The following is a 24,309-nucleotide window of genomic DNA, read 5'->3' as shown; positions in this document are numbered from 1 at the left end:
TTAATGAATTCATTTATTAACCAAAAATTTTAGTACGATGAACACTAAAAGAGTAATTTTTGGAATCTTGGCTATTGTAATGTTGGCTACTACTGCAGTATCTACCATGACTGTTGATGATCAAGATACAGGAATCGAAAAACGCAAGCTTAAAGCACCTAAGTAAGGTGCATTGTTTTTTATCGTTCCGAATAAGAAAGGGCAACATACTAATGCTGCCCTTTTTTCGTTTTACCCACATAAGAGTTATCGAAAATGAGTGGGAAATCTAAATTTAATCAACTGGCCAAAAAGAGGATCATTATAGAATCTCTTATTGCAGGTTTAATTATTTTGTCCCCTTTTATTTTTAAAGGTCATGAATACTTACCCAGCGATGAATCCGTAGAATCAGTAAGCATTTTATGGTTTGAGTTTGGAAAATGGGGTTTTACTGACTTAGAAACCCATGGTTGGTTTTTACTAAGCAAAGTTGTACCACTTTACTTATTTATGATATGGTTTTTTACTTGTAAGCATTGGTGGTACCATATCATTATTATCCCAATTGTAATGTATGGGTTTCAAATTGTTGAAATATATATGCCTGACAACGAAGTCGTTGATAGTCAAAATGTCTTATGGTTATTGCCAGTTTGTATTGTTGTAATCCCTTTTGTATACTTTATTCGTTTAAAGCTCTACGACAAACATGTTCATGGTATTGATTTGGAAGCCATGGATGAAGAGCTTACTATACTTAAAGCGAAAGAAGAGTTGCGAAAAGAACGTGAGAAGCTTGAACAGCGAAAAGAGACCCTAGCGAAAAAAATGTAAATTTGTTCTGACTGTTTCTGCAATAGTTTCAATTTACATTTAATGAACCAACCTTCATCTCCATTTAGCAAACAACAATTACTTCCTCAAGAAGAAATGCTTGAGGTCTTAAAACAAAAGGGAGAATTATTTATTGGTATTCCTAAAGAAAACCAATATCAAGAAAAGCGCATTTGTTTAACCCCTGATGCTGTCAATGCTATTGTCGCAAACGGACATCGGGTAATGATTGAAGCTGGTGCTGGGGAAGGCGCTAATTACTCAGATAAAGATTATACCGAAGCTGGTGCAGAAATCAGTAACGATACTAAAAAGGTTTTTTCATGTCCTCTGATTTTAAAGGTAGAGCCCCCTACTTTATCGGAAATTGAATTGCTAAATCCGCAAGCTACGATAATCTCTGCACTACAAATAAAAACCCAATCAAAGAAGTATTTTGAGCAATTAGCTCAGAAACGAATTACAGCTATTGCTTTTGAATATATTAGAGACGAAGATGGAAAATACCCAGCAGTGCGATCTTTAAGTGAAATTGCAGGTATCTCTTCTATTTTAATTGCCGCTGAGCTTATGGCTACTACCAATATGGGCAATGGGTTGATGTTTGGCAACATTACAGGTGTACCCCCGGTAGAAGTGGTTATTATTGGTGCAGGAACAGTTGGAGAGTTTGCCGCCCGATCGGCATTGGGCATGGGCGCAAATATTAAAGTCTTCGATAATTCTCTTACAAAACTCAGAAATATTCAAACCAATCTAAATCGAACAGTTTATACCTCTACCATACAACCGAAAAACCTTTTAAAATCTTTAAAGCGTTGTGATGTGGCCATTGGAGCAACCAGAGGCAAAGACCGTTCACCTGTTGTGGTTTCAAGTACTATGGTTGAGCATATGAAAAAAGGAGCCGTTGTAATAGATGTCAGTATCGATATGGGCGGGTGTTTTGAAACATCAGAAATTACCACCCATAAAAAACCCACAGTTGAAAAGTTTGGTGTAATCCATTATGGTGTACCCAATATACCATCGCGTTATCCAAGAACCTCTTCCATATCAATAAGCAACATATTCACACCATATTTACTGAAGATTGGAGAAGATGGCGGGTTAGAAAACTCATTGCGATTTGATAAGGGCCTTCGAAATGGTTTATATATGTATCATGGCATTTTAACAAATAAATCTGTTGGGGAGTGGTTTTCCCTTTCATATAACGATATTAATTTCCTCATTTTTTAATGGCATTTATAAAACGCTTAGGCTGGTATTTAGTGGGGCTTTCCATAGGTATTATTTTCTTGGCCTTTTTTCTCAAAAAGAAGTCAGAAGAAACTGGAACATCATTCTGTTATTTTCCCAACTGCCGGGTATTGAAAGATATTAGATCAAAACCTATTACCTACTCTGATGAAGTTGCGCATGTATTCAAGGTGGATTCCATTACATGGAAAGACTTTTTTGAAGAGGGCAATGTCGATTTTGGTAAAAGCGATACCAAATCAAAACCTTGTAAAATTTATTTTATCTCGAATAAAGAGCAAACTATTAAGGTAAAAAACTGTCCTGATAAAGTTGAAGTGGTAGAAGTATATTAAATTTTTCTTCTAGCTCTTTCTTTTTTCAACAATTCCAGCTCTCTTGTAGTTTGCCCGGCCACTGAAGTATTCTCTTCGGCCCTCCTGATTAGATAAGGCATAACATCCCTCACTGGCCCATATGGAAGATACTTAGATACGTTATACCCATTGGCCGCTAAATTAAAACTGATATGGTCACTCATACCATATAGTTGGCCAAACCAAATGCGATCACTATTATTAGGTATTTCCCTGGTTTTCATGGCTTCCATGAGCTTGTAACAACTTTGTTCGTTATGGGTGCCCGAAAAAATGGTAAATACATCCATATTGTCGAGCATGTAGGTAATCGCAGTATCAAAATTGTCATCTGTGGCTACTTTTGAAATACAGATTGGGCTTTTGTAAGCTTTATCATCTGCACGATCATTTTCCTTTTCCATATATGCCCCTCTTACCACTTTAATTCCTATCTTAAAGTTCATTTTATTGGCTTCTTTACAGAGTTTTTCCAAATAAACAAGTCTATCCCATCGGTACATCTGTGCCGTATTAAAAACAACTGCTTTTCTTTTGTTGTATTTACGCATCATGTCATGAGCGAGTTGATCAGCAGCATCTTGAATCCAACTTTCCTCAGCATCAATCAGTAAGGCAACATCTAGATCATAAGCTTTCTTGCATACTTTATCATACCTATGTACAACCCTGTCCCACTCTTCACGTTCCAATTGGGTAAATGCTCTTTTTGAGCTCATTTTTTCAAAAAGTTCAAATCGCCCAAAAGCTGATGGTTTAAAGACAGCAAACGGAATAGCATCCTTTTCTTTAACAAAATCAAGTACTTCAAGTACTTTTGCCAAGGCACTATCCAATTGATTTTCTACATGTTTACCTTCAACGGAATAATCAAGAATAGAACTAACTTTTTCTTCATACATCTTCTCAATAATAGGCAAACAATCTTGCTCATTTACCCCACCACAAAAATGATCAAAAACAGTAGCTCTAATTAGGCCCTCGACAGGCAAATGTGCATTAATTGCAAAGTTCGTTACTGCGGTTCCAATCTTTACCAAAGGTTGATTTGCTATTAACTTGAATAAAAAATATGCCCTTTCGAGCTCGGAGTCACTCTTTAGTTTAAACGCCGTTGAAGTATCCTCAAAAATTTGGTTCATATTTGTGAAATTCTCAAAGAAACAAAGATAAGCACCATCATAAGATGCTGCCCATTAAAATATATCTTTATTTTGTAATACATTTTTCTGTATGGAATCAGTTATTAATACGGCTCATGAAATTCATTTTGGCGAATTGGCAAAAGCAGCACTTCAACAATATTTGAATCAAAACCAGTATTCAAAAATATTTTTGCTTGTTGATGAAAACACGAATAAACATTGTTTGGGCCCGTTCTCCAAAATCTATACAGATCAGACTGAAAGACCAATTGTAATAAAGACCGGAGAAATCAACAAGACTATAAGCACTTGCGTTGATGTTTGGGACGCATTGTCAAACCTTGGTGGTGATAGAAAAAGTATACTTCTAAATTTAGGTGGTGGCGTTGTAACAGATTTGGGTGGCTTTGTTGCCTCGACTTTTAAACGAGGAATTGATTTTATAAACGTTCCCACCACCCTATTGGCTATGGTTGACGCTTCTGTTGGTGGTAAAACTGGTGTTGATTTAGGTGTTTTAAAAAATCAAGTTGGGGTGATTAACCAACCCAAAATGGTTTTAATTTTCCCAGAGTTTTTAGAAACTCTTGAAGAAAGACAGCTCAAAAGCGGTTATGCCGAAATGTTGAAACATGGTTTGATTGCGGATAAGCACTATTGGAATAAGCTGGTTCAACTTAATGAGAGCGATTATAAGTCTCATATTCAAGAATCTATACTCATAAAAAATGGTGTTGTCGAACAAGATCCTACTGAACAAGGGGTGCGCAAAAAACTTAATTTCGGTCATACTTTAGGCCATGCTATTGAATCTTATTTTCTTGAGCATCCTGATAAAAAAACTTTATTGCATGGTGAGGCAATAGCTATCGGCATGATCCTAGAGGGATATCTTTCACACCAACTAACCGGAATGTCAAGAATTGAATTGGAAGAAATTAAAAAGGTCTTTTTGAATAATTATGATAAGGTGAGTTTTACCCAAGAAGATATTAATATCATCATTGATTTATTGAAACATGACAAAAAGAACTCCCATGGCAATATTAATTTTGTTTTGTTAGAAGAAATCGGAAGTGCCATTACAGATGTAAAGGTACCTTTCAATTTATTCAAAGAGGCATTCGCTTACTACATAGAATAAAAGTTTCATATACTAAATCTTGATATTGACAACTCTTTAAATCGTAGGGCGCTAAATTTACTTAGCTTAGGTAAGCAAACCATAAAGACCTACGATGAAACGCATTATTGTTGATTACAAAAGACTTGACCATTCCGTTGCAGCACTATTGATTGATTTATATCCTCATGGTTACGGTGATGAAGACATCATTGTTTTAAAAAAACCAGGGGGAGAATTGGTGGAAGCAGTTGAAGTTAGAACTGATGATACAATTTACTTAGTCAAAATCAGTAAAAGCCTCTCTAATTTTATTTCAAACTTTGAAGAAAACATTGAAAAAGAATTAGAAAACACCTCTGAAAATCAGTTTTTAGAAAAAGAGCATAGTTCTGATGATGATATAGAATAAAAAGATTCTTTTTAATCTATTGAAATCAAGTAACGCTCTTTTAGAATATTTAGGTGATGTATTTGATGCCCACTAATAATAAAGCCTAATGCGCGAACGCTCATGATTGAATTACTTGCGATACCATTACGGTTTAGAAATTCTTGCTTAAACGATCTGAATAAAGCAATGCTGGCATTTCTAATCGCTGTATACTCATCCAAGATTTCAGCTTTTGTTTTGGTCGAAGCCCCGCATTCTAAAATATAAACATCTTGGTCAAAACCAGGTAAAGGGGTAGTTTCCTTTCTATAAAACCGCAATGCTCTATATTGAAAAATACGCTCTGTATCTATCAGGTCCATCAATACTTCAGCAATGGTCCATTTACCCGTATCGTACTTAAAACCGAGCTTGCTTTCAGGAATTCGAGTTATTAAATCTACCATAGCAATCAACCCATATTCCAATGAAGGCATTAAATCTTCAGCGCCTAATGCGTTAATGTATGGTCTATAATATGGGTTATACTCTCCTTCAGGAAGTTCAGAAGCTTTCAAATACCATATAGGTTAAAGTTCATTGAAAATGGTATGCATCAAACGTTTTTTATCATTGATGCTCTCTTCTAATGAAATCATTGTTTCAGTTCTACTAATACCTTCAATATCGTCAATCTTGAAAATGATATTTTTAGCATGTGTAGTATCCTTTGCTCTTATCTTACAAAAGATGTTAAACTTACCTGTTGTAATATGTGCGACAGTGACATAAGGTATCTCTTTAAGACGTTGAAGGACAAACTTGGTCTGATGGGTTTTTTCTAAAAAAATACCTATATATGCGATAAAAGAATATCCAAGTTTGACATAATCTAATGTTAACGAAGAGCCCTTAATTATTCCTGCTTCTTCCATTTTTTTTACCCTCACATGCACCGTACCCGCAGAAATCAACAATTTCTTTGCAATATCCGTAAAAGGCGTTCTTGTATTATCGATAAGCATGTCCAGAATCTGGTGATCTATCTCGTCTAATTTAACTTTACTCATTACAATAGTATTTTCAACAAAATTAATGAATTATAAAATAATGCATAACATTATCCATTATTTTTTGAAAATTATGTAAGAAAATGATGTCTTTTAACGATTTTAACAGATTTCTGCCATGGTTTTCTGTAACCTTAGGAGCTAGACAGTAGAAACGAGCCTTTAAATTTTATGTGAAATTAATTCTGAGGCTAAAACAATCAACTCAATTAACATTTGTAAATCACAGTACAACTACTTCCCATTCTTTTCCGGAGCTGTATGTTACAATTGTAAAAAATAAAATGTTATTTAGAGTATATAGTTTTATATTGTTGAATATCAGATTTTTAAAACATATTACTTAAATAATTTTATATATAAATAAGCATTCCCTATTCCTTAAATAGTTCTAATTAAGATAATATCGAGTATTTTTGATTTTAAATAAGTTGCAATTGTGAATATTGATTTTATCACTCGACTGAGACATATCCTTAGCCATTATGCGCTAAGTCCTTCTCTCTTTGCGGACCAAATTGGCGTGCCGAGATCAAGCATGTCACACCTGCTCTCTGGACGAAATAAGCCAAGCTTGGATTTTGTTCTTAAGATCATTGATAAATTTCCTGATGTAGATTTATATTGGTTATTAAAAGGTAGAGGTTCTTTTCCATCTAAAATGGAAAGTAATCCCTCTTCTCCATTAACAGGTGACCTTTCTTCAATAAAGAGCAGTGTAATGGATACCAAAAAAATCGACCGGGTTATCGTTTTTTATGAAGACGGAACTTTTGAATCTTATAATCCAAGTAAATAGATTTCAAAAACCATTCGTATTTACTATTTTTCAGGCATGAAAAAACCGACCTACTATCTCATTTTAATTTTATTTTGTCTTTCATGTAAAACCCCACCTGAGCGGAACTGCGCAGATTACAAGACCGGAACATTTGAATTCACTTCTATTGTTAATGGTGAAGAAATGACTACAATCTTTGAGCGTATCGGTAAATTGGAAATAGATTACTTTCAAGGAAAGCAAGATTCCTCTACCGTGAGATGGATTAACGAGTGCGAATATATTTTAAAAAGGGTAAATCCGAAAAATAGAATCGAGGAAAAACCAATTCACATAAAAATTTTGACAACTACCGATAGTTCTTATACATTTGAATTTAATACTGTTGGTGAAACTAAAAAACTCAGAGGAACCGCATTTAAAAAACACTGACCATGTTCGAAATTTTTGCTAGTCCAGATGCTTGGATGGCCCTACTAACATTAACTTTTCTAGAGATTATATTGGGTATTGATAATATCATTTTTATTTCAATAGCTGCTGGAAAGCTAGAAGAGAAAGACCGAAAAAAAGCCACCAACTTAGGGTTGGTGCTCGCCATGGGTATGCGCATTGTACTGCTATTCGGAATCACTTGGCTCACCTCTTTAAAAAAGCCTTTTTTGGTATTGAATGAATCATGGCTGCACGGCGGCATAAGTTGGCAAGCACTGATTTTGTTCTTAGGAGGACTCTTTTTGTTATACAAAAGCACCAAAGAAATACATGAGAAAGTTGAAGATCGTGGTCATGATGAACGTGAGGTAAAAAAAGGACAATCCAATTCGATGACCAATGCAATCGTTCAAATCACCATAATCAATATTGTATTTTCTTTTGATTCTATATTGACAGCAATTGGAATGACCAATGGAATCTCTCCCAACCCAAATGACGCTCTCGTTTTGATGATTGTTGCAGTAGTTATTTCAGTAGTCATTATGATGCTCTTTGCAAACCCTGTTGGAGAATTTGTAAATAAGCACCCTTCTATTCAGGTATTAGGACTTTCATTTTTGATTTTAATAGGGTTCATGTTAATTGCAGAAGCCGCTCATTTATCGCATTTAGTGGTATTTGGAAATGAGGTTGGCGCCATACCTAAAGGGTACCTTTACTTCGCGATTGCCTTTTCATTAATGGTAGAGTTCTTGGATATGCGAATGCGCAAAAACAAGAAGCCAAATGAAGAGATTATCGAAGAAGATTAAAACAAAAAACCTCTTAACAGAGGTTTTTCTTCTATAAACGTTCATCAATTTGGTCTGCTAAAAGCCATTTTAGGATTAGCTTTCTTTTGTTTTTCAAAAAGTGCTTGCTGCTGTTTCACTGTCATAGTGCTTCCATCATGACTCCATCCTGGGGGTCCAAAAATGTACTTTAACTTATGGGATAATTTGGGTGATTTCTTCATATCATTCCAAATATCAGCGAATTCATGGGTAAGTATCACTACCGGGTTATATGATTGTGGAGAATGAATAACTCCATATTTAACATCAACACCATCATCCAACTCTTTCCAAGTACCGAATATCTTATCAAAAATATTTAAAAAGCCACCATGGTTTTTATCAAGGTATTCTACATTTTGCGCATGGTGAACTTGGTGCATGGTGTGCGTATTGAAAATCTTTTCTATAAAGCCCATCTTAGGTACATATACAGAGTGTAACTGAAACTGCCACAATGCTTCTATCCCTAAACAGACAACAACCATTTCTGGTGGAAATCCAATCGCTGGCATCCACATATAAAAAAGTGGCTTGTAGAGAATTGTAAACCATCCGTTTCGTACCGCTGTCCCCAAATTAAAGTTGTCGGACGAATGGTGAACAATATGGGCAGCCCAAAGAATTCGTATTTCATGGTTTGCCCGGTGAAACCAGTAGTAAGTAAAGTCATCAGCCAGCATACAAAGCAACCAAGCATACCAAACATAGCCGAAAGATTCATAACCTAAGAAGTTTTGCCTAACACCATCGATTAACGGATTGCATAATTCATATACTCCCTCAAAAAGTACGATAGCGAATATAACCTTAAACAAAGGACCAAGAAATGCAGACACAACGCCCATAAAACCACTTGCGGCTAAATCCTTCCAATCATATAAATCATCATCTCCATGAGTTTTGCTATAAGTCAATTCAAATAAGATAAAGGCAATAAAAACAGGTACTCCGTATACTAACGGGTTAGTAAAATCCATATATAAAAATTATGTAAAAGTTAGTGCGTGTCTTATAGTTGGCGGTAAAGTAGGTAGAAAATTGTTTTAAAACAAAGTTGTTTGATCATTACCTTCGTCATTACTTTTTATATCATTATCCGTTTCCTTTATATTCTCATCCTCAACTATGACCTCGATTTCATTAGTTGGTTGCTCTTCAGGCTCTTCAAAATGCAATGCTTCTAATGCATTTACATTTTTAACTCTTTCAGCTGTCAATTGATTCCCTAAAGCCTTGATTCCCTTGATTGAAATAAAATCTTCCACATCCACGGTTAAATTAGGCTTGGCGTCTTTTCCTCGTGGTTTTGCAAACTCTAATTCAACGACGGGTCTCCAGTCTGTAGCAATTAATTCTAATTGAGATTTTGGGTGCTCGCTAATAACCAATTCTTCTTTACCTGTACTTTCAATTAAAAATCGCTTAATGTAATATCGTTCTTTTTCTCCATCAAAATAGATTATTGAAATAGGCTTTTTAGGATTCCACTTCTCCAAAACAATCATATCATCATCAAAACGACTATTCAAGTCGGGAGTAATAGTTTTTACGAAACCTTTTTGATTGGCAACCAACAACATATCATCTGGTCTGAATTCTCCCAAAAGCTCACCACGGTCATCAACATTAAGTCGACCAACAATATCATCAAACCAAATCTTTCTTGGTTTAAGAGTCGAAAGCCCCTTTTCTTTGAGCTCAATCCTTTTTACCGGGTACTTAGTCACGATATTGCCTTTAGACCCCCTGCCCTTTATTAAAACATCAGCAAAATCAATATCCCACTTCAACTTTTTAATACTCCCAGATTGTCGCAAATGAACGGTTACCACTTCAGCCTCACCATTTGGGTTGGCACTAAAGTATAACACGTCAGAGTTGGCCTTTCCGGTAGTTAAAGGGTAAAGCCTATCACGAGTAATACTCGTTACATTAAATCGCTTGATATAACTAGGCCCGCCTCTACCATCTTTGTAGATCATATTAAAGGTAGTACGCTTATCTTTCTTTTTGAAAACCGCTACATGAATGATATTCTTATCAATAAAAGTTTTAGAATCGACTTTTGTGATCATCATTTCTCCTTTTTTTGTAAAAACGATAATGTCATCGATATCACTACAATCGGTCACGTATTCGTCTCTTCGTAATGAAGTACCCACAAACCCTTCTTCACGATTCACATAAAGCTTGGTGTTTCTAATAACAACCTTTGTAGCCTCGATGTCATCAAAAATTCGAATTTCAGATTTGCGCTCCCTACCCTTGCCGTATTTCTTTTTCAATTCTTGGAAATAAGCAATAGCAAAATCGATAAGGTTAGCCAAATGATTTTTGGTCTCTGCAATACGCTCTTCTAAATTGTCTAGATATTGTTTCGCCTTATCCAAATCGAACTTTGAAATTCTTTTAATACGAATTTCAGTTAACCGAACAATGTCTTCTTCAGTAACAGCGCGCCTTAAATGCTTCGTATGTGGCTGTAGTCCTTTATCAATAGCAGATAAAACCCCTTCCCATGTTTCTTCTTCTTCAATCTCTCTATAGATGCGGTTTTCAATAAAAATTCGCTCCAATGAAGCGAAATGCCATTGTTCTTCTAGTTCATTCAGCTGTATCTCAAGTTCAGCTTTTAAAAGCTCAACCGTATTATCCGTGGACCGCTTCAACATTTCCGTCATACCCATAAAAATGGGTTTGTTGTCTTCAATGATACAGCCTAAGGGCGAAATAGATGATTCGCAGGCGGTAAATGCATAAAGGGCATCAATAGTTTTATCTGGAGAAATACCACTTGGTATATGTACCAAAATCTCAACATCGGCAGCAGTATTATCCTCAATTTTCTTAACTTTTATCTTTCCTTTATCATTAGCTTTGAGGATAGAATCTATTAAAGAAGAAGTATTGGTGCCGTAAGGTATCTCTTTGATAACTAGGATATTCTTATCAAGAGTTTCAATTCTTGCACGAACGCGTATCTTACCCCCTCTTAGTCCATCATTATAATTGGTTACATCAATAATTCCAGAAGTTGGAAAATCTGGAAAAAGCTTAAAACCTTTTCGTTTTAAATGTTTTATAGAGGCGTCGATAAGCTCATTGAAGTTGTGCGCTAAAACTTTAGTCGATAACCCAACCGCAATTCCTTCGGCCCCCTGCGCCAAAAGCAAAGGAAACTTTACGGGAAGATTAACAGGCTCTTTTTTTCTCCCGTCATAAGAAAGTTGCCATTCTGTGATTTTTGGGCTAAAAATGACATCTAAAGCGAATTTTGATAAGCGAGCCTCAATATACCTTGAAGCAGCGGCCCTATCACCAGTTAAAATATTACCCCAGTTACCTTGAGTGTCAATTAAAAGGTCTTTTTGGCCTATTTGCACCATGGCATCGGCAATACTTGCATCACCATGAGGGTGATACTGCATCGTATGACCTACAACATTGGCCACTTTGTTGTAACGCCCATCATCTAATTCTTTTAAGGAGTGCATGATACGACGCTGCACAGGTTTAAAACCATCTTCAATGGCAGGAACTGCACGCTCAAGAATCACATATGAGGCATAATCTAAAAACCAATCTTTATACATGCCCGTCACACGGGTCAGCGCATCTTCAGAAGCCTCTTCTTCACTGGGGAAGCCTTCTGTCAATTCTTCATTCTCTTCCATGTATTATTCTACGCTTATCAATTTGATTTATAATTGATTTTCTTCAACTAAATCAAGTTCTACTTTAAGATTTTTTATGATGAATTTCTGTCGATCTGGGGTATTTTTACCCATATAGAACTTCAATAATTCTTCTATGGACATTGCTTTGTCTAACATAACAGGTTCTAATCTGATATCGTCACCAATAAAGTGTTGAAATTCATCAGGTGAAATTTCCCCTAATCCCTTAAATCGTGTTATCTCTGGTTTGCCGGTAAGCTTTTCAATAGCAATTCTTCTTTCTTCATCACTATAACAATAAATTGTCTCCTTTTTATTTCTCACTCGAAACAAGGGGGTCTGAAGAATATATAAATGGTTTTCTTTTATCAGTTCTGGAAAAAACTGTAAAAAGAAGGTAATCAACAATAAGCGAATATGCATTCCATCTACATCGGCATCAGTAGCAATTACGATATTGTTGTACCGTAAATCTTCCATAGAATCTTCAATATTCAAAGCAGCTTGTAATAAATTAAACTCCTCATTCTCATAGACTATCTTTTTAGACATTCCGTAAGAATTCAAAGGTTTTCCCCTGAGACTGAAAACTGCTTGTGTATTTACATCCCTTGATTTGGTAATAGATCCAGAAGCAGAATCACCTTCGGTAATAAACAACGTACTTTCCAACCGCCTATCTTTCTTCATATCTTGAAGGTGTACGCGACAGTCTCGAAGTTTCTTATTGTGCAAACTCGCCTTTTTAGCCCTATCTCTAGCCAATTTTCGAATACCTGAAAGTTCTTTCCGTTCTTTTTCAGCCTGGACTATCTTTTTTTGAAGGCTTTCAGCGACCGTTGGATTCTTATGCAAATGATTGTCTAAATACCTGCCAATAAAATCATTGATATATGTCCTAACGGTAGGTAAATCACCCCCCATGTCGGTAGAACCCAATTTCGTTTTGGTCTGACTTTCAAAGACAGGTTCCATTACTTTGATAGCGATCGCCGAAATGATAGATTTTCGAATATCTGAAGAGTCATAGTTCTTACCGTAATGCTCACGAACGGTTTTTACGATGGCTTCTCTAAATGCTGCCTGGTGGGTTCCCCCCTGCGTAGTATGTTGACCGTTTACAAAAGAATGATACTCTTCGCTATACTGTGTTTTACTATGTGTGATAGCAACCTCAATGTCGTTACCCTTTAAATGGATTATTGGGTAAAGAAAATCTTCTTGATTATTGTTATCCTCCAATAGATCTTTCAAACCATTCTCTGAATGGAATTTCTCGCCGTTAAAAACAATGGTAAGTCCAGGATTGAGATAAACATAGTTTTTGAGCATACGTTCGATATACTCATTGCGATACTTGAATTTTTTAAAAATAGACTCATCAGGCACAAAACTTACCTGTGTTCCACGCCGTTTAGAAGAATCAATCAATTCTTCATTAACCAGATTACCAGCTTTGAACTCTGCCGTTTTCGATTTGCCATCACGAATTGACTCTACCCTAAAATGATTGGAAAGTGCATTCACGGCTTTGGTACCTACCCCATTCAACCCAACAGATTTTTTAAAGGCCCGGGAATCGTATTTTCCACCGGTATTCATTTTGGAAACCACATCGACTACCTTGCCTAAAGGTATACCCCTACCGTAATCCCGCACACGTACCTCACTGTCTTTAATGGCAATTTCAATGGTCTTACCTGCACCCATAACAAACTCATCGATACAGTTGTCTATGACTTCTTTTAGTAGAATATAGATGCCATCATCGGCAGAAGAACCATCGCCCAATTTACCAATGTACATACCAGGACGCATACGAATATGTTCCTTCCAATCGAGGGAACGAATATTGTCTTCGGTATATTTGGTGTTTGCCATTAAAACAGGATTATCCTTGCAATATAGAATTTAGGCGGAAAAATCAAAATGTAAGCCCAAGAAAGTAATCAACAAAAGGTGTTAGGAACTATTAAAGATACTTTTATACGTTAAACCTAAAATGCATCACATCGCCATCTTTAACAATGTATTCCTTTCCTTCAACACGCATTTTACCAGCCTCTTTTACCTTAGCTTCGCTACCAAAATTGACATAATCATCATAGGCTATTACTTCTGCCCGTATAAATCCTTTTTCAAAATCAGTATGGATAACTCCAGCTGCTTGCGGAGCAGTTGCCCCAATGGGAATGGTCCAAGCCCGAACCTCCTTTTCACCAGCGGTGAAATACGTTTCAAGATTTAATAGTTTATAGGCCCCACGTATCAATTTTGCCGAACCTGGTTCTGAAAGACCCAAATCTTCTAAAAATAGTTGACGTTCCTCAAAAGTCTCTAATTCTGTAATGTCAGCCTCAGTACCAACGGCCAAAAAGATGACTTCGGCATTCTCGTTAGCCACAGCTGCTTTTACTTTTTCAACATATCCATTACCTCTAACAGCACCGTCTTCATCAACATTACAAACATACATCACTGGTTTATCAGTAATTAATTGCAAAGGTTTGGCAAATTCAGCTTTTTCATCATCACTTAGTTCAATAGCACGAACTGAGGTGCCCGCCTCTAGACCATCTTTGAGCTTAATCAGCACTGCTTCTTCCTTTTGAGCTTCTTTATTGCCAGTTTTGGCAGCTCTTTTGACCTTGTCCAGCTTTTTCTCCACACTTTCAAGATCTTTTAACTGCAGCTCCATATCAATGGTTTCTTTATCCCGAATTGGATCTACAGAACCATCAACATGAACAATATTGTCATTGTCAAAACAGCGCAACACGTGAAGAATTGCATCTGTTTCTCGTATGTTGCCCAAAAATTGGTTTCCGAGTCCTTCACCTTTGCTTGCTCCTTTTACCAAACCAGCAATATCAACTATTTCAACCGTAGCGGGAATTACCTTTTCAGGATTTACTAAAGATTCCAGCTTTTCCAATCTCGAATCAGGAACATTTACCACTCCTATGTTTGGCTCAATAGTACAAAATGGAAAATTGGCACTTTGTGCTTTAGCATTGGACAAACAATTAAATAATGTTGATTTGCCTACATTGGGCAATCCTACTATTCCTGCTTTCATTTTCTCGTTTTAAGGCTGCAAATATAAGGTGAAGTTTTTGATGCCACTAGTCGCTTTTAAGCGCCTCTAAGGAATTGATAAATCAAAATAGTAATAACAGCAATGATACCAAAGATGGCCAATGCAGATAAAATACAGCCTATATCTTTCCAAACACCACTATATTCTTTCTCTTTTTTCTCCATAAGACACAAAAATAGGAAGAGTGAAAAGGATTTTATCCATAACCAAAAGAAAATGTTTTAGTGTTTGTAAAGTAGCAGCTGGTCATTTGAAAATCACAAATCAACTTATGGTAATAAGCTTTCTTATATTTATTAAATGAAAAAAATAAACCTACAGGGGATGTTATACGATGAAAAGTCATCTTATAGACAGGGTCCAAAATTGGCACCACCTCTTATTCGAGAGGCTTATCATAGTGATTCTTCAAACTATCATGCAGAAAATGGCAATTTAATCAACCCAGCTCTTATCGATGATAAAGGAGACTTTACCATTAATTCTTATTTTGATATTGAAACAATAACAAGTAAAAATCTTCAAAAAAACATACCCCTATTAACATTTGGGGGTGACCACTCTATTACTTTTCCTATAATAAAGGCATTTCATGCAGTTTATGGGAAATTAGATATTTTACATATTGACGCCCATAGTGACTTGTATGAAGATTTTGAAGGCGACACCCACTCCCATGCTTGCCCTTTTTATAATATAATGAAAAATGGATTAGCAGAAAACCTATATCAAGTCGGCATTAGAACATTGAATACCAAACAGCTTGCTAATGCAGAACGATTCGGTGTGAAAATCAATGAAATGAAAGATTTTGAATCTTTCAAAATGCCAGTCTTTAAAAACCCACTATATCTATCTGTAGACATTGATGCCTTAGACCCTGCCTTTGCTCCAGGGGTATCACATCATGAACCTGGCGGTTTGAGTACTCGACAAGTAATTCAAATCATCCAAGATATAAATGGATCTCTTGTTGGTGCTGACATAGTGGAATATAATCCCAATCGAGATTTAAATAGTATGACCGCAATGGTATGTGGAAAGTTGTTTAAAGAAATTAGTTCGAAAATGATCTAAAGAAAACTATCCATCGGGATGCATAAATTTTTGCTTGCCCAAGAGCTCTTCTTCAGTCTCAACGATATCTTCATCAGGAACACAGCAATCTACAGGACAAACCGCGGCACATTGGGGTTCTTCATGAAAACCCATACATTCAGTACACTTATCAGGAGAAATATAATAGATTTCATCACTTATGGGCTCTTGTACCTCATCGGCATTGACGGCTTTTCCGTTCGGAAGTATTACATCACCTTTTAATGAGGTTCCGTCACCATAACGCCATTCATCAGCACCTTCGTAAATGGCGGTATTAGGACATTCAGGCTCACAAGCACCACAATTAATGCATTCATCAGTAATTATAATCGCCATAATTTTCTTTTTTAATGCTAAACTAAACTAGCATCGCTATTTTTGCACAAAAATAAACCCCAATCAAGTACTTTACAAATATAATGCCGGTACAACCCCACATTTTAGATGCTTTTATTAAACTAGGTAACTTTTTAAGAGATTTTTGTGAAAATAAACAGTCCGAGACGAATCCCTGGGCAATTAAACTAAATGATGCAATTACCAAGGTCGGACATCAGAATGGTTGGTTCACCAGGCCAAATGTCATAAATGCACTTGTTTCTTGGGGAGAATTGTTGACTAAGGAGAAAATCAATCTTTGGTTATCTGATTATGATGATCTTGATAAAGGTGCTCAAACGACTGTCGCTATTATTATGGCCGGAAATATCCCCTTGGTGGGCTTTCACGATTTTTTATCTGTTTTGATTACTGGTAATAAGGTCATCACAAAGCTCTCTTCCAATGACTCTATTTTATTACCGTTCATCGCTGAATTTTTAATTGACATAGCTCCTAGCTTAAAAGAAAGCATACAATTTACTCAAGATAAATTAGAAGGTTTTAATGCCGTTATTGCCACTGGCAGTAATAATACGAGTAGATATTTTGATTACTATTTTGGTAAGTACCCAAATATTATAAGAAAAAATAGAAGCTCAATTGCTGTTTTGACAGGAGCCGAGACCAAAGAACAGCTTAATGAACTTGGCAAAGATATTTTTCAATATTTTGGTTTGGGATGCCGCAGCGTATCAAAACTCTTTGTACCCAAAGACTACGATTTTAGGGTCTTTTTTGAATCAATATTTGATTATCAAGATATTATAAATACACATAAGTATGCCAATAATTATGATTATAATAAGGCGGTTTTTTTAATGTCCGATTTTAAAATCTTCGACAATAATTTTTTGTTGCTTAAAGAAGATGTGGCTTATGCCTCACCCATTGGTACCTTGTACTATGAATATTATGATGATTTAGATACTTTAAATAAAAAACTTCTTAATGACGCACAAGAATTACAATGTGTCGTTGCGGGTTCAGAAATAAGCAATAGCATACCCTTTGGAAGTACCCAAGACCCCGGTCTAAATGACTATGCAGATAGGGTCGATACGATAGACTTTTTATTGAAACTTTAATTACAAAACACCTGTTTTCGTTTCATTAAATTTTTAAGACCTTTGCCGCTTAATTATGACCTAGTAACCATCTATTAAAAATATTTCAAATATGATAGTTGGGGTTCTGAAACCATAAATTGAACTAATGAAAAAACATAATTTTAGTGCGGGACCTTGCATTTTACCGCAAGAAGTAATGAAAAAAGCAGCAGATGCAGTTGTAGAACTAGACGGCAGCGGCCTTTCATTAATTGAAATTTCCCACAGGAGTGCCGCTTTTGTGGAGATTATGGAAAATGCCCGTTCGCTAGCTTTGGAACTATTAGATTTAAAGGATAAAGGATACGTTGCCCTTTTTCTTCAAGGCGGCGCGAGCATGCAATTTTTGGCAACTGCCTATAACTTGTTAGAGCGCAAAGCTGGGTATGTAAATACCGGCACGTGGAGTTTAAAAGCAATTAAGGAAGCCCGATTATATGGTGAAGTGCTTGAGGTGGCTTCTTCACAAGAACAAAACTTCAATTTTATTCCAAAAGGTTACATTATTCCTAAAGGGCTGGATTATCTCCATCTAACTTCGAACAATACCATCTTCGGAACACAGGTAAAAGAATTTCCAAAAACAGATTGCCCTTTGGTATGTGATATGAGTTCAGATATCTTTTCGCGCCAATTAGATTTTTCACAATTTGATTTGATTTACGCGGGAGCTCAAAAAAATATGGGGCCTGCTGGTACCACATTAGTAGTCATTAAAGAAGACATTTTGGGCAAGGTTACCAGAAAAATACCTTCTATGCTGGATTACAAAACACATATTTCTAAAGATAGTATGTTCAATACGCCACCTGTATTTGCAGTTTACGTTTCTATGTTGACCATGCAGTGGTTGAAAGATATGGGCGGAATACCTGCAATTGAAGAAATAAATGAAAAGAAGGCTAACCTAATCTATTCAGAAATTGACCTGAATCCTGTTTTTTCAGGTTTTGCAGCAAAAGAAGACCGCTCACATATGAACGCAACGTTCAATATTACTGATGACACTTTAAAAGAGACTTTTGACAAACAATGTAAAGAGGCGGGAATTAATGGCATCAATGGACATCGGTCTGTTGGGGGATATCGTGCATCCATGTATAATGCATTGTCTCTTGAAAGTGTTGGCACTTTGGTAGATATAATGAGTGAATTAGAACGAAAAGGATAATATGAGAATATTAGCAAACGACGGTATTTCACCATCGGGTATAGAAAATTTAGAATCATCTGGTTTTGAAGTTATTACCACCAAAGTGGCTCAAGAACAATTAAGTAATTTTATCAACGACCATAAAATAGCTGCCATTTTGGTTCGAAGCGCTACCGAAGTACGTAAAAAAGAAATTGATGCTTGCCCCACATTAAAGCTAATTGGTCGTGGCGGTGTTGGAATGGATAATATTGATGTGGACTATGCCAGGTCTAAAGGATTGCATGTAATAAACACACCTGCGGCTTCATCTGAATCTGTTGCAGAACTTGTTTTTGCACATCTCTTTAGTGGAGTTCGGTTTTTGCATGATGCTAACCGCAATATGCCTCTTGAAGGTGATAGCAAGTTTAAACAGCTTAAAAAAGCATACGCGAATGGGTCAGAATTAAGAGGTAAAACATTAGGAATTGTCGGATTTGGTAGAATAGGTCAAGCTACTGCTAAAGTTGCTTTAGGCTTGGGCATGAAGGTGATTTTTACGGACCATAATCAAGAGGAGAAAAATATTGTTTTAAGCTTTTTTGACGGGCAAAAAATTGATTTCAAACTTCAAAATAACGCTTTTGATAAGGTCATAAAAAATTCAGATTTCATCACAATTCATGTACCCACTCAAAAAGACTATGTCATCGGAAAAAATGAGTTTGAACAAATGAAAGATGGCGTAGGTATTATAAATGCCTCTCGCGGAGGAACTTTAGATGAAGTAGCTTTGGTTGATGCCCTTGAAAGTGGCAAAGTATCTTTTGCCGGATTAGATGTTTATGAATCTGAACCAAATCCAGAAATTCGAATTTTGATGCAACCGAAAATTTCATTGACACCACATATCGGTGCAGCAACGGTTGAAGCACAAGATAGAATCGGGGTTGAGCTTTCCAACCAAATCATCGAACTATTGAAATAATCATTATAAAGGCAAAATAAAGCTTAGCAAGGTGACTTTTTTTGTACATTGTGTGTCTTAAAAATAAACACTTATAAAAATGTCAGGATTATTAGAATTAATCAATAGCCCAATGGGCAAACAACTAATCAGCGGAGTAGCTGGTCAAACTGGTCAACCAGAAAACAAAACTGCTGATGTATTGGCCATGGCAATGCCTATGCTAATGGGTGCAATGAAAAAAAATGCCTCAACGCCAGGTGGTGCAGAAGGTTTGATGAACGCGTTATCTTCAAAACATGATGGAAGCATTTTAGATAATCTGGGCGGTTTGTTCGGTGGTGGTGTTGACCAATCTGTAATGGATGATGGTGCTGGAATTTTAGGTCACATATTCGGAAGCAAACAACCTCAAGTAGAAAATGCTTTGAGCAGTAAATCAGGTATAGATGCAGGATCCGTTGCTCAAATACTTCAAATAGCCGCCCCACTATTATTAGGCTTTTTAGGAAAAGAAACTAAACAACAAAACGTTAGCAGTCCTGATGCATTGAGTGGACTTTTAGGTGGTTTAATGGGAGGTAATAGTGCAGCAAATAAGCAACAATCATTAATCGAATCATTTCTAGATTCAGATGGGGATGGCAGCGTTATTGATGATTTAGCAGGAATGGTACTTAATAGCGGAGGGCAAAAGAAAAGTGGTCTTGGTGGATTACTAGGAGGTCTTTTCGGAAAATAAGCTTACCAAAATATATTTAACAAGCCATTTAGAACTTCTAAATGGCTTTTTTTGTAAATTAAGTCCATGAAAAAGAAACAAATACATTGCTTTTTTATCTTGATTATGCTTTTTCTCGTTAATATAACCTTACATGGTCAAGAAGAAGAAGTAGTAGTTCTCACCGAAACAGAAAAAGAAATATTTGAAACCTCGGATGATAGCAATGAAAATGAAATTTCTGAAGAATCTGAATATGATATTGTCATTATGGATGTCGGGTTTAATACGTGGTTGAACCGAATAGCCCAACCCAAGGGGTATTATTCTCAAGGTTTTATGGAAAACCGCAATTATCTTTACGTGCTTGAGTGGAATAGAAGGGTATTGCAACCTAGTGTTTTTGACCCCCTACTTTATGAACTTCGAATAAATTATGAACAGAACGTTGACTACGGCTATGACGTAAATTATCAGTTGTACAACTACTTTATTTATTTTCAGAGACGATACAATCAAAGACTAGGTCCCTTTCTGCCTCGAATTTAATGGCTAAATTTACTGTCGAAAATTAATCGATGGAAAAATTCAAGAATCGCTGGGAGATTACCAAAAATTGGCAATTGACGTTTCCCATTCTAGGCGTTGTTCTATTAGTGCTAACAGCATATTACTTCTCACGAAGACTTTTACATTTTTTTAATCTTAACAATACATCGTTTGAATGGGTTTTTACTTTATCTGTATCCATTGTATTCTTCTATATTTTCTTACGCATTTCACTTTGGTGTTTTGAAAAGCTTAAAAACAAATGGATAGTTGAATACCGTTGGCAAATGATTGCCATATTTATTGTATTTGCAATCACTGGTAGCACCTCTTTAAGGGTAGGTAGGCCGATTATGCGCCATCTAGGCATCACACAAGAAAACCTACAGCCCATTATCTATTGGGTTTTGTATATCGTTGTCGGACTTATTTTTTATCAAGTCTTTTTGGTAATTTTCGGATGGCTCTTTGGTCAACATAAATTCTTTTGGAATTTTGAAAAAAAAATGCTCAAGCGCATGGGGCTAGGTTTTCTATTTAGAAAATTGTGATTTTATTAACATTATAGGTACTCTGAAATATTATAAATTCGCAAGACCGTGAAAGATTTTTTTAAAATAATTTCTTTGCTTTCCTTTGTTATTTTGATGTTTATCAAAGTATCGAGCTTTCACGTGTACTCCCATGTTGGCCATGATGATGATACGTCCATTGAAAATTGTAGTTCTTGTGAGCTTGCTATTGAGCATCAACAAACTGCGTTTATAGCTCCAGCCACAATAAGTCTAGAAAAAAAACTTATCGGAGAGGATTTTTCAGCTGTTGAGACGTACTACCAATCTTTTACTTTACAGATAGCATCATCTGACTTTTTCTCAAGGCCTCCACCTTTTGTTGTCTAACGTCGGTTTTTAGATAGAACTCTCTACCCAGTTTATGGGATTACAAATTCGTTAGATGAAAAAAATATTCATTCCTATGCTGTTTTTCAGCACTTTAACATCATCCATAGCTCAAGACTGTTATTCAAGTCTTAGAGGTAAAGTTATGGACTACCACAACAAAACTGTTCTTGGTCAAGCCTCCATTTTAATCATTGGTGAGAAAATACAGGCCTATAGCGATTCAAATGGAAATTATGTTATAAATGGTATTTGTGATGGTTATTATGAGTTAGAAGTAACCCATCCCTCATGTGCAACCATAATAATTCCGATTAACATTAATGGCAGCACAGACCTTGAAATTAAATTGGAGCATCATTTAGAAGAGCTAGAAGAAGTTAAAGTAATTGGTGATGCGATTTTTGACAAAACCAATTCCGCACAAGAAGTAGCACTGAAAAGTGAGGTGCTAGAAAAATTTAGCACTGCAAGTTTGGGCGATGCCCTTAAGCAATTGGGAGGTGTCTCAACTTTGAACACAGGATCTAATATTGTGAAACCTGCTATTCATGGGCTCAACGGTAGTAGAGTTTTGATTCTAAATGACGGTGTACGCATGCAAGATATGGAGTGGGGCGATGAGCATGCACCCAATATAGATATAAATTCAGCGGGAACCATTTCAGTTGTAAAAGGCGCTTCAGCATTGCAATATGGAGGAGATGCCATTGGGGGAACCATAATTTTGGAGCAGTCGAAATTTCCTGTAAAGGATACCTTATTCGGGAAAACGTTGTTAAACGCCGTAAGTAATGGCCGCGGTGGTAATCTAGCTTCGGAAATTACAAGGGTCTATAAAAATGGCTTTTTCTTGAAAGGCCAAGGTTCTTATAAACAGCTAGGGGATCAAGAAGCTCCTGACTATATCTTATCCAATACAGGAATACAAGAAATTGGAGCTTCAGTTCAACTAGGAAAGCGTTTATTAGAATGGGGAATCACAGGCCGGTACGCGTATTATGATGCAGAGATAGCCATATTGCGTGCCTCACATATTGGAAATATTGATGACCTAATACGTAGTATTAATAGTGGCCAACCAGAGATTATCCTTCCATTTACATATGATATAGGCAACCCAAGACAAAAAGTTAGACATCATTTGGGTAAGTTGCAATTTTATAGGCGCTTTGAGGGCCTTGGAAAGTTAAATGTTCAATATGACTTTCAAAATAACAGAAGATTTGAGTTCGATGTCAGAAGAGGTGAACGAAGTGATCAAGCTTCGATTGATTTAGAATTGAAGACCCATACCCTATCTAGTGATTTTAAATGGGACAGCAACGAATCACTAAAGCTGCAGTTTGGATTAATGGGCAGACACCAAGATAATTTTGCAAACCCAGCTACTGGAGTAAGAAGGCTTATACCCGATTATGAGAAATATGATTTTGGAAGTTTTCTTATTGGGGAATATCGCTTGAACAATAAATGGACACTGGATGCTGGCATTAGATACGACTATACTAGAGTGGATGCACTTAAGTTTTATCAAACAACTAGATGGGAAGAACGTGGTTACGATGTTGAATTTCCTGACTTGGTCATTGATGACAGAGGAACACAGCTATTGACCAATCCAGTTTTCGATTATAATAATATTTCAGCTACGGTGGGATTTAATTACAATTCAAATGAAGATGATAATTTAAAATTCAATTATGCCTTGTCACAAAGGGCACCAAATCCGTCAGAATTGTTCAGTGATGGTCTGCATCACTCTGCCGCGCGTATTGAATTGGGAGATATAAGAATAGGTAGTGAAACCTCTAACAAGCTCATGTTGTCTTATACTAGAGATTTCAAAAAATGGGGTTTTACTTTAGAACCTTATGCAAACTTTATCCGTGATTTTATTCTTTTAGAACCTACCGGAGTGGAGTTTACACTTAGAGGCGCCTTTCCAGTATGGGCTTATAGGCAAACCGATGTAAGGATTTTAGGGGTGGACATATCTGCCTATTCAGATTGGACGACCAATTGGCGAACAGAACATATTTTTTCGCTCGTGAAAGGGAAAGATGTAGACCGTGATTTGGCATTGATCAATATCCCTTCTGCAAACTTTTCCAATACCCTGCTTTTTACTAAACAGGAATGGAAAGGCCTAGAGCTTTCACTTCAAAGTCAATATGTTTTTAGACAAAATGAAGTGCCACCGAATATTTCAGTTTTCTCTCCAGAACAACAAGAGGAAGTTCTGTTAGAAATTAATTCGCCCCCTGATGCCTATCACGTATTAAATTTTAATTCAAAATTGGTCTTTAATCTTGGCCAAAATTCTTTAACAACCTCATTAGCAGTAAATAATTTATGGAATACCAATTATAGGGAATACTTGAATCGTCAGCGCTTTTTTGCTGATGACTTGGGTAGGAACGTCATTTTACAATTAAAACTCAATTATTAATCTTAATCATTTATTTT

General features: G+C 36.2%; 27 protein-coding genes. 18 read left to right on the top strand and 9 right to left on the bottom strand.

Going from position 1 to position 24,309, the window contains the following annotated elements; translation table 11 throughout:
* Nucleotides 1-37 precede the first annotated feature (37 nt).
* The 4 genes from RM706_RS10575 (at nt 38) to RM706_RS10560 (ending at nt 2,414) form a co-directional block, all read left to right on the top strand.
* Nucleotides 38-166 (top strand): hypothetical protein, encoded by a 129-nt coding sequence (locus RM706_RS10575; RefSeq protein WP_311351221.1) that lies wholly within the window; start codon nt 38-40, stop codon nt 164-166.
* A gap of 89 nt (nt 167-255) precedes the next feature.
* Complete coding sequence (locus tag RM706_RS10570; protein ID WP_311351219.1) at nt 256-816, top strand: hypothetical protein; 561 nt, start codon at nt 256-258, stop codon at nt 814-816.
* A 42-nt stretch (nt 817-858) separates the two neighbouring features.
* Nucleotides 859-2,058, top strand: a complete 1,200-nt coding sequence (locus tag RM706_RS10565) for an alanine dehydrogenase (RefSeq protein ID WP_311351218.1) — start codon at nt 859-861, stop codon at nt 2,056-2,058.
* Nucleotides 2,058-2,414 carry a DUF4258 domain-containing protein gene (locus RM706_RS10560; protein ID WP_311351216.1) on the top strand — a complete coding sequence of 119 codons (357 nt, stop codon included), beginning with the start codon at nt 2,058-2,060 and terminating at the stop codon, nt 2,412-2,414. The genes RM706_RS10565 and RM706_RS10560 overlap by 1 nt, the downstream gene beginning before the upstream one ends.
* On the opposite strand, the gene RM706_RS10555 is transcribed toward RM706_RS10560, so the two are convergent.
* The gene (locus tag RM706_RS10555; protein ID WP_311351214.1) at nt 2,411-3,577 is read right to left on the bottom strand and encodes a proline dehydrogenase family protein; all 1,167 of its coding nucleotides are present in this window, start codon (nt 3,575-3,577) and stop codon (nt 2,411-2,413) included. The genes RM706_RS10560 and RM706_RS10555 overlap by 4 nt on opposite strands.
* 91 nt (nt 3,578-3,668) lie before the next feature.
* On the opposite strand from RM706_RS10555, the gene aroB reads away from it, so the two are divergent.
* Both aroB and RM706_RS10545 read left to right on the top strand, forming a co-directional pair.
* Complete coding sequence (gene aroB / locus RM706_RS10550; protein ID WP_311351212.1) at nt 3,669-4,724, top strand: 3-dehydroquinate synthase; 1,056 nt, start codon at nt 3,669-3,671, stop codon at nt 4,722-4,724.
* Nucleotides 4,725-4,818: 94 nt separating this feature from the next.
* Nucleotides 4,819-5,115: a hypothetical protein gene (locus tag RM706_RS10545; protein WP_311351210.1), complete on the top strand. Its 297-nt coding sequence runs from the start codon at nt 4,819-4,821 to the stop codon at nt 5,113-5,115.
* 11 nt (nt 5,116-5,126) lie between these two features.
* Here RM706_RS10545 and RM706_RS10540 read toward each other — a convergent pair whose 3' ends face one another.
* Together RM706_RS10540 and RM706_RS10535 are read right to left on the bottom strand one after the other, a co-directional pair.
* Nucleotides 5,127-5,654, bottom strand: a complete 528-nt coding sequence (locus RM706_RS10540) for a DinB family protein (protein WP_311351208.1) — start codon at nt 5,652-5,654, stop codon at nt 5,127-5,129.
* A gap of 12 nt (nt 5,655-5,666) precedes the next feature.
* On the bottom strand, nt 5,667-6,146 hold the full coding sequence (locus RM706_RS10535) for an Lrp/AsnC family transcriptional regulator (protein ID WP_311351206.1): 480 nt from the start codon (nt 6,144-6,146) through the stop codon (nt 5,667-5,669).
* Between the two features lie 439 nt (nt 6,147-6,585).
* Here RM706_RS10535 and RM706_RS10530 point away from each other — a divergent pair, with 439 nt between their 5' ends.
* Genes RM706_RS10530 through RM706_RS10520 form a run of 3 tightly spaced genes read left to right on the top strand, consistent with a single transcriptional unit; the run spans nt 6,586 to nt 8,177 of the window.
* On the top strand, nt 6,586-6,945 hold the full coding sequence (locus RM706_RS10530) for a helix-turn-helix transcriptional regulator (RefSeq protein ID WP_311351204.1): 360 nt from the start codon (nt 6,586-6,588) through the stop codon (nt 6,943-6,945).
* Between the two features lie 36 nt (nt 6,946-6,981).
* Nucleotides 6,982-7,359 (top strand): DNA topoisomerase IV, encoded by a 378-nt coding sequence (locus RM706_RS10525; protein ID WP_311351202.1) that lies wholly within the window; start codon nt 6,982-6,984, stop codon nt 7,357-7,359.
* A gap of 2 nt (nt 7,360-7,361) precedes the next feature.
* Entirely contained in the window at nt 7,362-8,177 is an 816-nt protein-coding gene (locus tag RM706_RS10520; protein WP_311351200.1) for a TerC family protein, read from the top strand.
* 44 nt (nt 8,178-8,221) lie between these two features.
* On the opposite strand, the gene RM706_RS10515 is transcribed toward RM706_RS10520, so the two are convergent.
* The 5 genes from RM706_RS10515 to RM706_RS10495 all read right to left on the bottom strand — a co-directional run bounded on the left by RM706_RS10515 (nt 8,222) and on the right by RM706_RS10495 (nt 15,142).
* Nucleotides 8,222-9,178 carry a sterol desaturase family protein gene (locus RM706_RS10515; RefSeq protein WP_311351197.1) on the bottom strand — a complete coding sequence of 319 codons (957 nt, stop codon included), beginning with the start codon at nt 9,176-9,178 and terminating at the stop codon, nt 8,222-8,224.
* A gap of 66 nt (nt 9,179-9,244) precedes the next feature.
* Nucleotides 9,245-11,875, bottom strand: a complete 2,631-nt coding sequence (locus RM706_RS10510) for a DNA gyrase/topoisomerase IV subunit A (RefSeq protein WP_311351195.1) — start codon at nt 11,873-11,875, stop codon at nt 9,245-9,247.
* 27 nt (nt 11,876-11,902) lie between these two features.
* Nucleotides 11,903-13,759: a DNA topoisomerase IV subunit B gene (locus RM706_RS10505; RefSeq protein WP_311351193.1), complete on the bottom strand. Its 1,857-nt coding sequence runs from the start codon at nt 13,757-13,759 to the stop codon at nt 11,903-11,905.
* Between the two features lie 103 nt (nt 13,760-13,862).
* Nucleotides 13,863-14,957, bottom strand: coding sequence for a redox-regulated ATPase YchF (gene ychF, locus RM706_RS10500; protein WP_311351191.1), 1,095 nt, complete (start codon nt 14,955-14,957; stop codon nt 13,863-13,865).
* A 56-nt stretch (nt 14,958-15,013) separates the two neighbouring features.
* Nucleotides 15,014-15,142 (bottom strand): hypothetical protein, encoded by a 129-nt coding sequence (locus tag RM706_RS10495; RefSeq protein WP_311351189.1) that lies wholly within the window; start codon nt 15,140-15,142, stop codon nt 15,014-15,016.
* Nucleotides 15,143-15,278: 136 nt separating this feature from the next.
* Between RM706_RS10495 and RM706_RS10490 the strand changes: the two genes are divergently transcribed.
* A complete protein-coding gene (locus RM706_RS10490) occupies nt 15,279-16,055 on the top strand; it encodes an agmatinase family protein (RefSeq protein ID WP_311351187.1) in 777 nt (258 codons plus the stop codon).
* Between the two features lie 6 nt (nt 16,056-16,061).
* On the opposite strand, the gene RM706_RS10485 is transcribed toward RM706_RS10490, so the two are convergent.
* Entirely contained in the window at nt 16,062-16,415 is a 354-nt protein-coding gene (locus RM706_RS10485) for a 4Fe-4S dicluster domain-containing protein (RefSeq protein WP_311351185.1), read from the bottom strand.
* 83 nt (nt 16,416-16,498) lie between these two features.
* Between RM706_RS10485 and RM706_RS10480 the strand changes: the two genes are divergently transcribed.
* From RM706_RS10480 to RM706_RS10445, 8 genes are all read left to right on the top strand, one after another.
* A complete protein-coding gene (locus tag RM706_RS10480) occupies nt 16,499-17,545 on the top strand; it encodes an acyl-CoA reductase (RefSeq protein WP_311351182.1) in 1,047 nt (348 codons plus the stop codon).
* A 127-nt stretch (nt 17,546-17,672) separates the two neighbouring features.
* Nucleotides 17,673-18,737 carry a 3-phosphoserine/phosphohydroxythreonine transaminase gene (serC, locus tag RM706_RS10475; RefSeq protein ID WP_311351180.1) on the top strand — a complete coding sequence of 355 codons (1,065 nt, stop codon included), beginning with the start codon at nt 17,673-17,675 and terminating at the stop codon, nt 18,735-18,737.
* Between the two features lies 1 nt (nt 18,738).
* Nucleotides 18,739-19,689 (top strand): D-2-hydroxyacid dehydrogenase, encoded by a 951-nt coding sequence (locus RM706_RS10470; RefSeq protein ID WP_311351178.1) that lies wholly within the window; start codon nt 18,739-18,741, stop codon nt 19,687-19,689.
* Between the two features lie 79 nt (nt 19,690-19,768).
* On the top strand, nt 19,769-20,410 hold the full coding sequence (locus RM706_RS10465) for a DUF937 domain-containing protein (protein ID WP_311351176.1): 642 nt from the start codon (nt 19,769-19,771) through the stop codon (nt 20,408-20,410).
* Nucleotides 20,411-20,476: 66 nt separating this feature from the next.
* Complete coding sequence (locus RM706_RS10460; RefSeq protein WP_311351174.1) at nt 20,477-20,938, top strand: DUF6146 family protein; 462 nt, start codon at nt 20,477-20,479, stop codon at nt 20,936-20,938.
* A 29-nt stretch (nt 20,939-20,967) separates the two neighbouring features.
* Nucleotides 20,968-21,489: a DUF6787 family protein gene (locus RM706_RS10455; protein WP_311351172.1), complete on the top strand. Its 522-nt coding sequence runs from the start codon at nt 20,968-20,970 to the stop codon at nt 21,487-21,489.
* 48 nt (nt 21,490-21,537) lie between these two features.
* Nucleotides 21,538-21,840: a hypothetical protein gene (locus RM706_RS10450; protein WP_311351170.1), complete on the top strand. Its 303-nt coding sequence runs from the start codon at nt 21,538-21,540 to the stop codon at nt 21,838-21,840.
* Between the two features lie 55 nt (nt 21,841-21,895).
* On the top strand, nt 21,896-24,292 hold the full coding sequence (locus tag RM706_RS10445; protein WP_311351167.1) for a TonB-dependent receptor: 2,397 nt from the start codon (nt 21,896-21,898) through the stop codon (nt 24,290-24,292).
* Nucleotides 24,293-24,309: the final 17 nt, after the last annotated feature.

The sequence above is a fragment of the Croceitalea rosinachiae genome, from assembly GCF_031846445.1.
In the GTDB taxonomy this organism is placed as follows: domain Bacteria; phylum Bacteroidota; class Bacteroidia; order Flavobacteriales; family Flavobacteriaceae; genus Croceitalea; species Croceitalea rosinachiae.
Note: the sequence above shows the minus strand (reverse complement) of the source record. Positions and strands in the feature narration are given on the sequence as shown.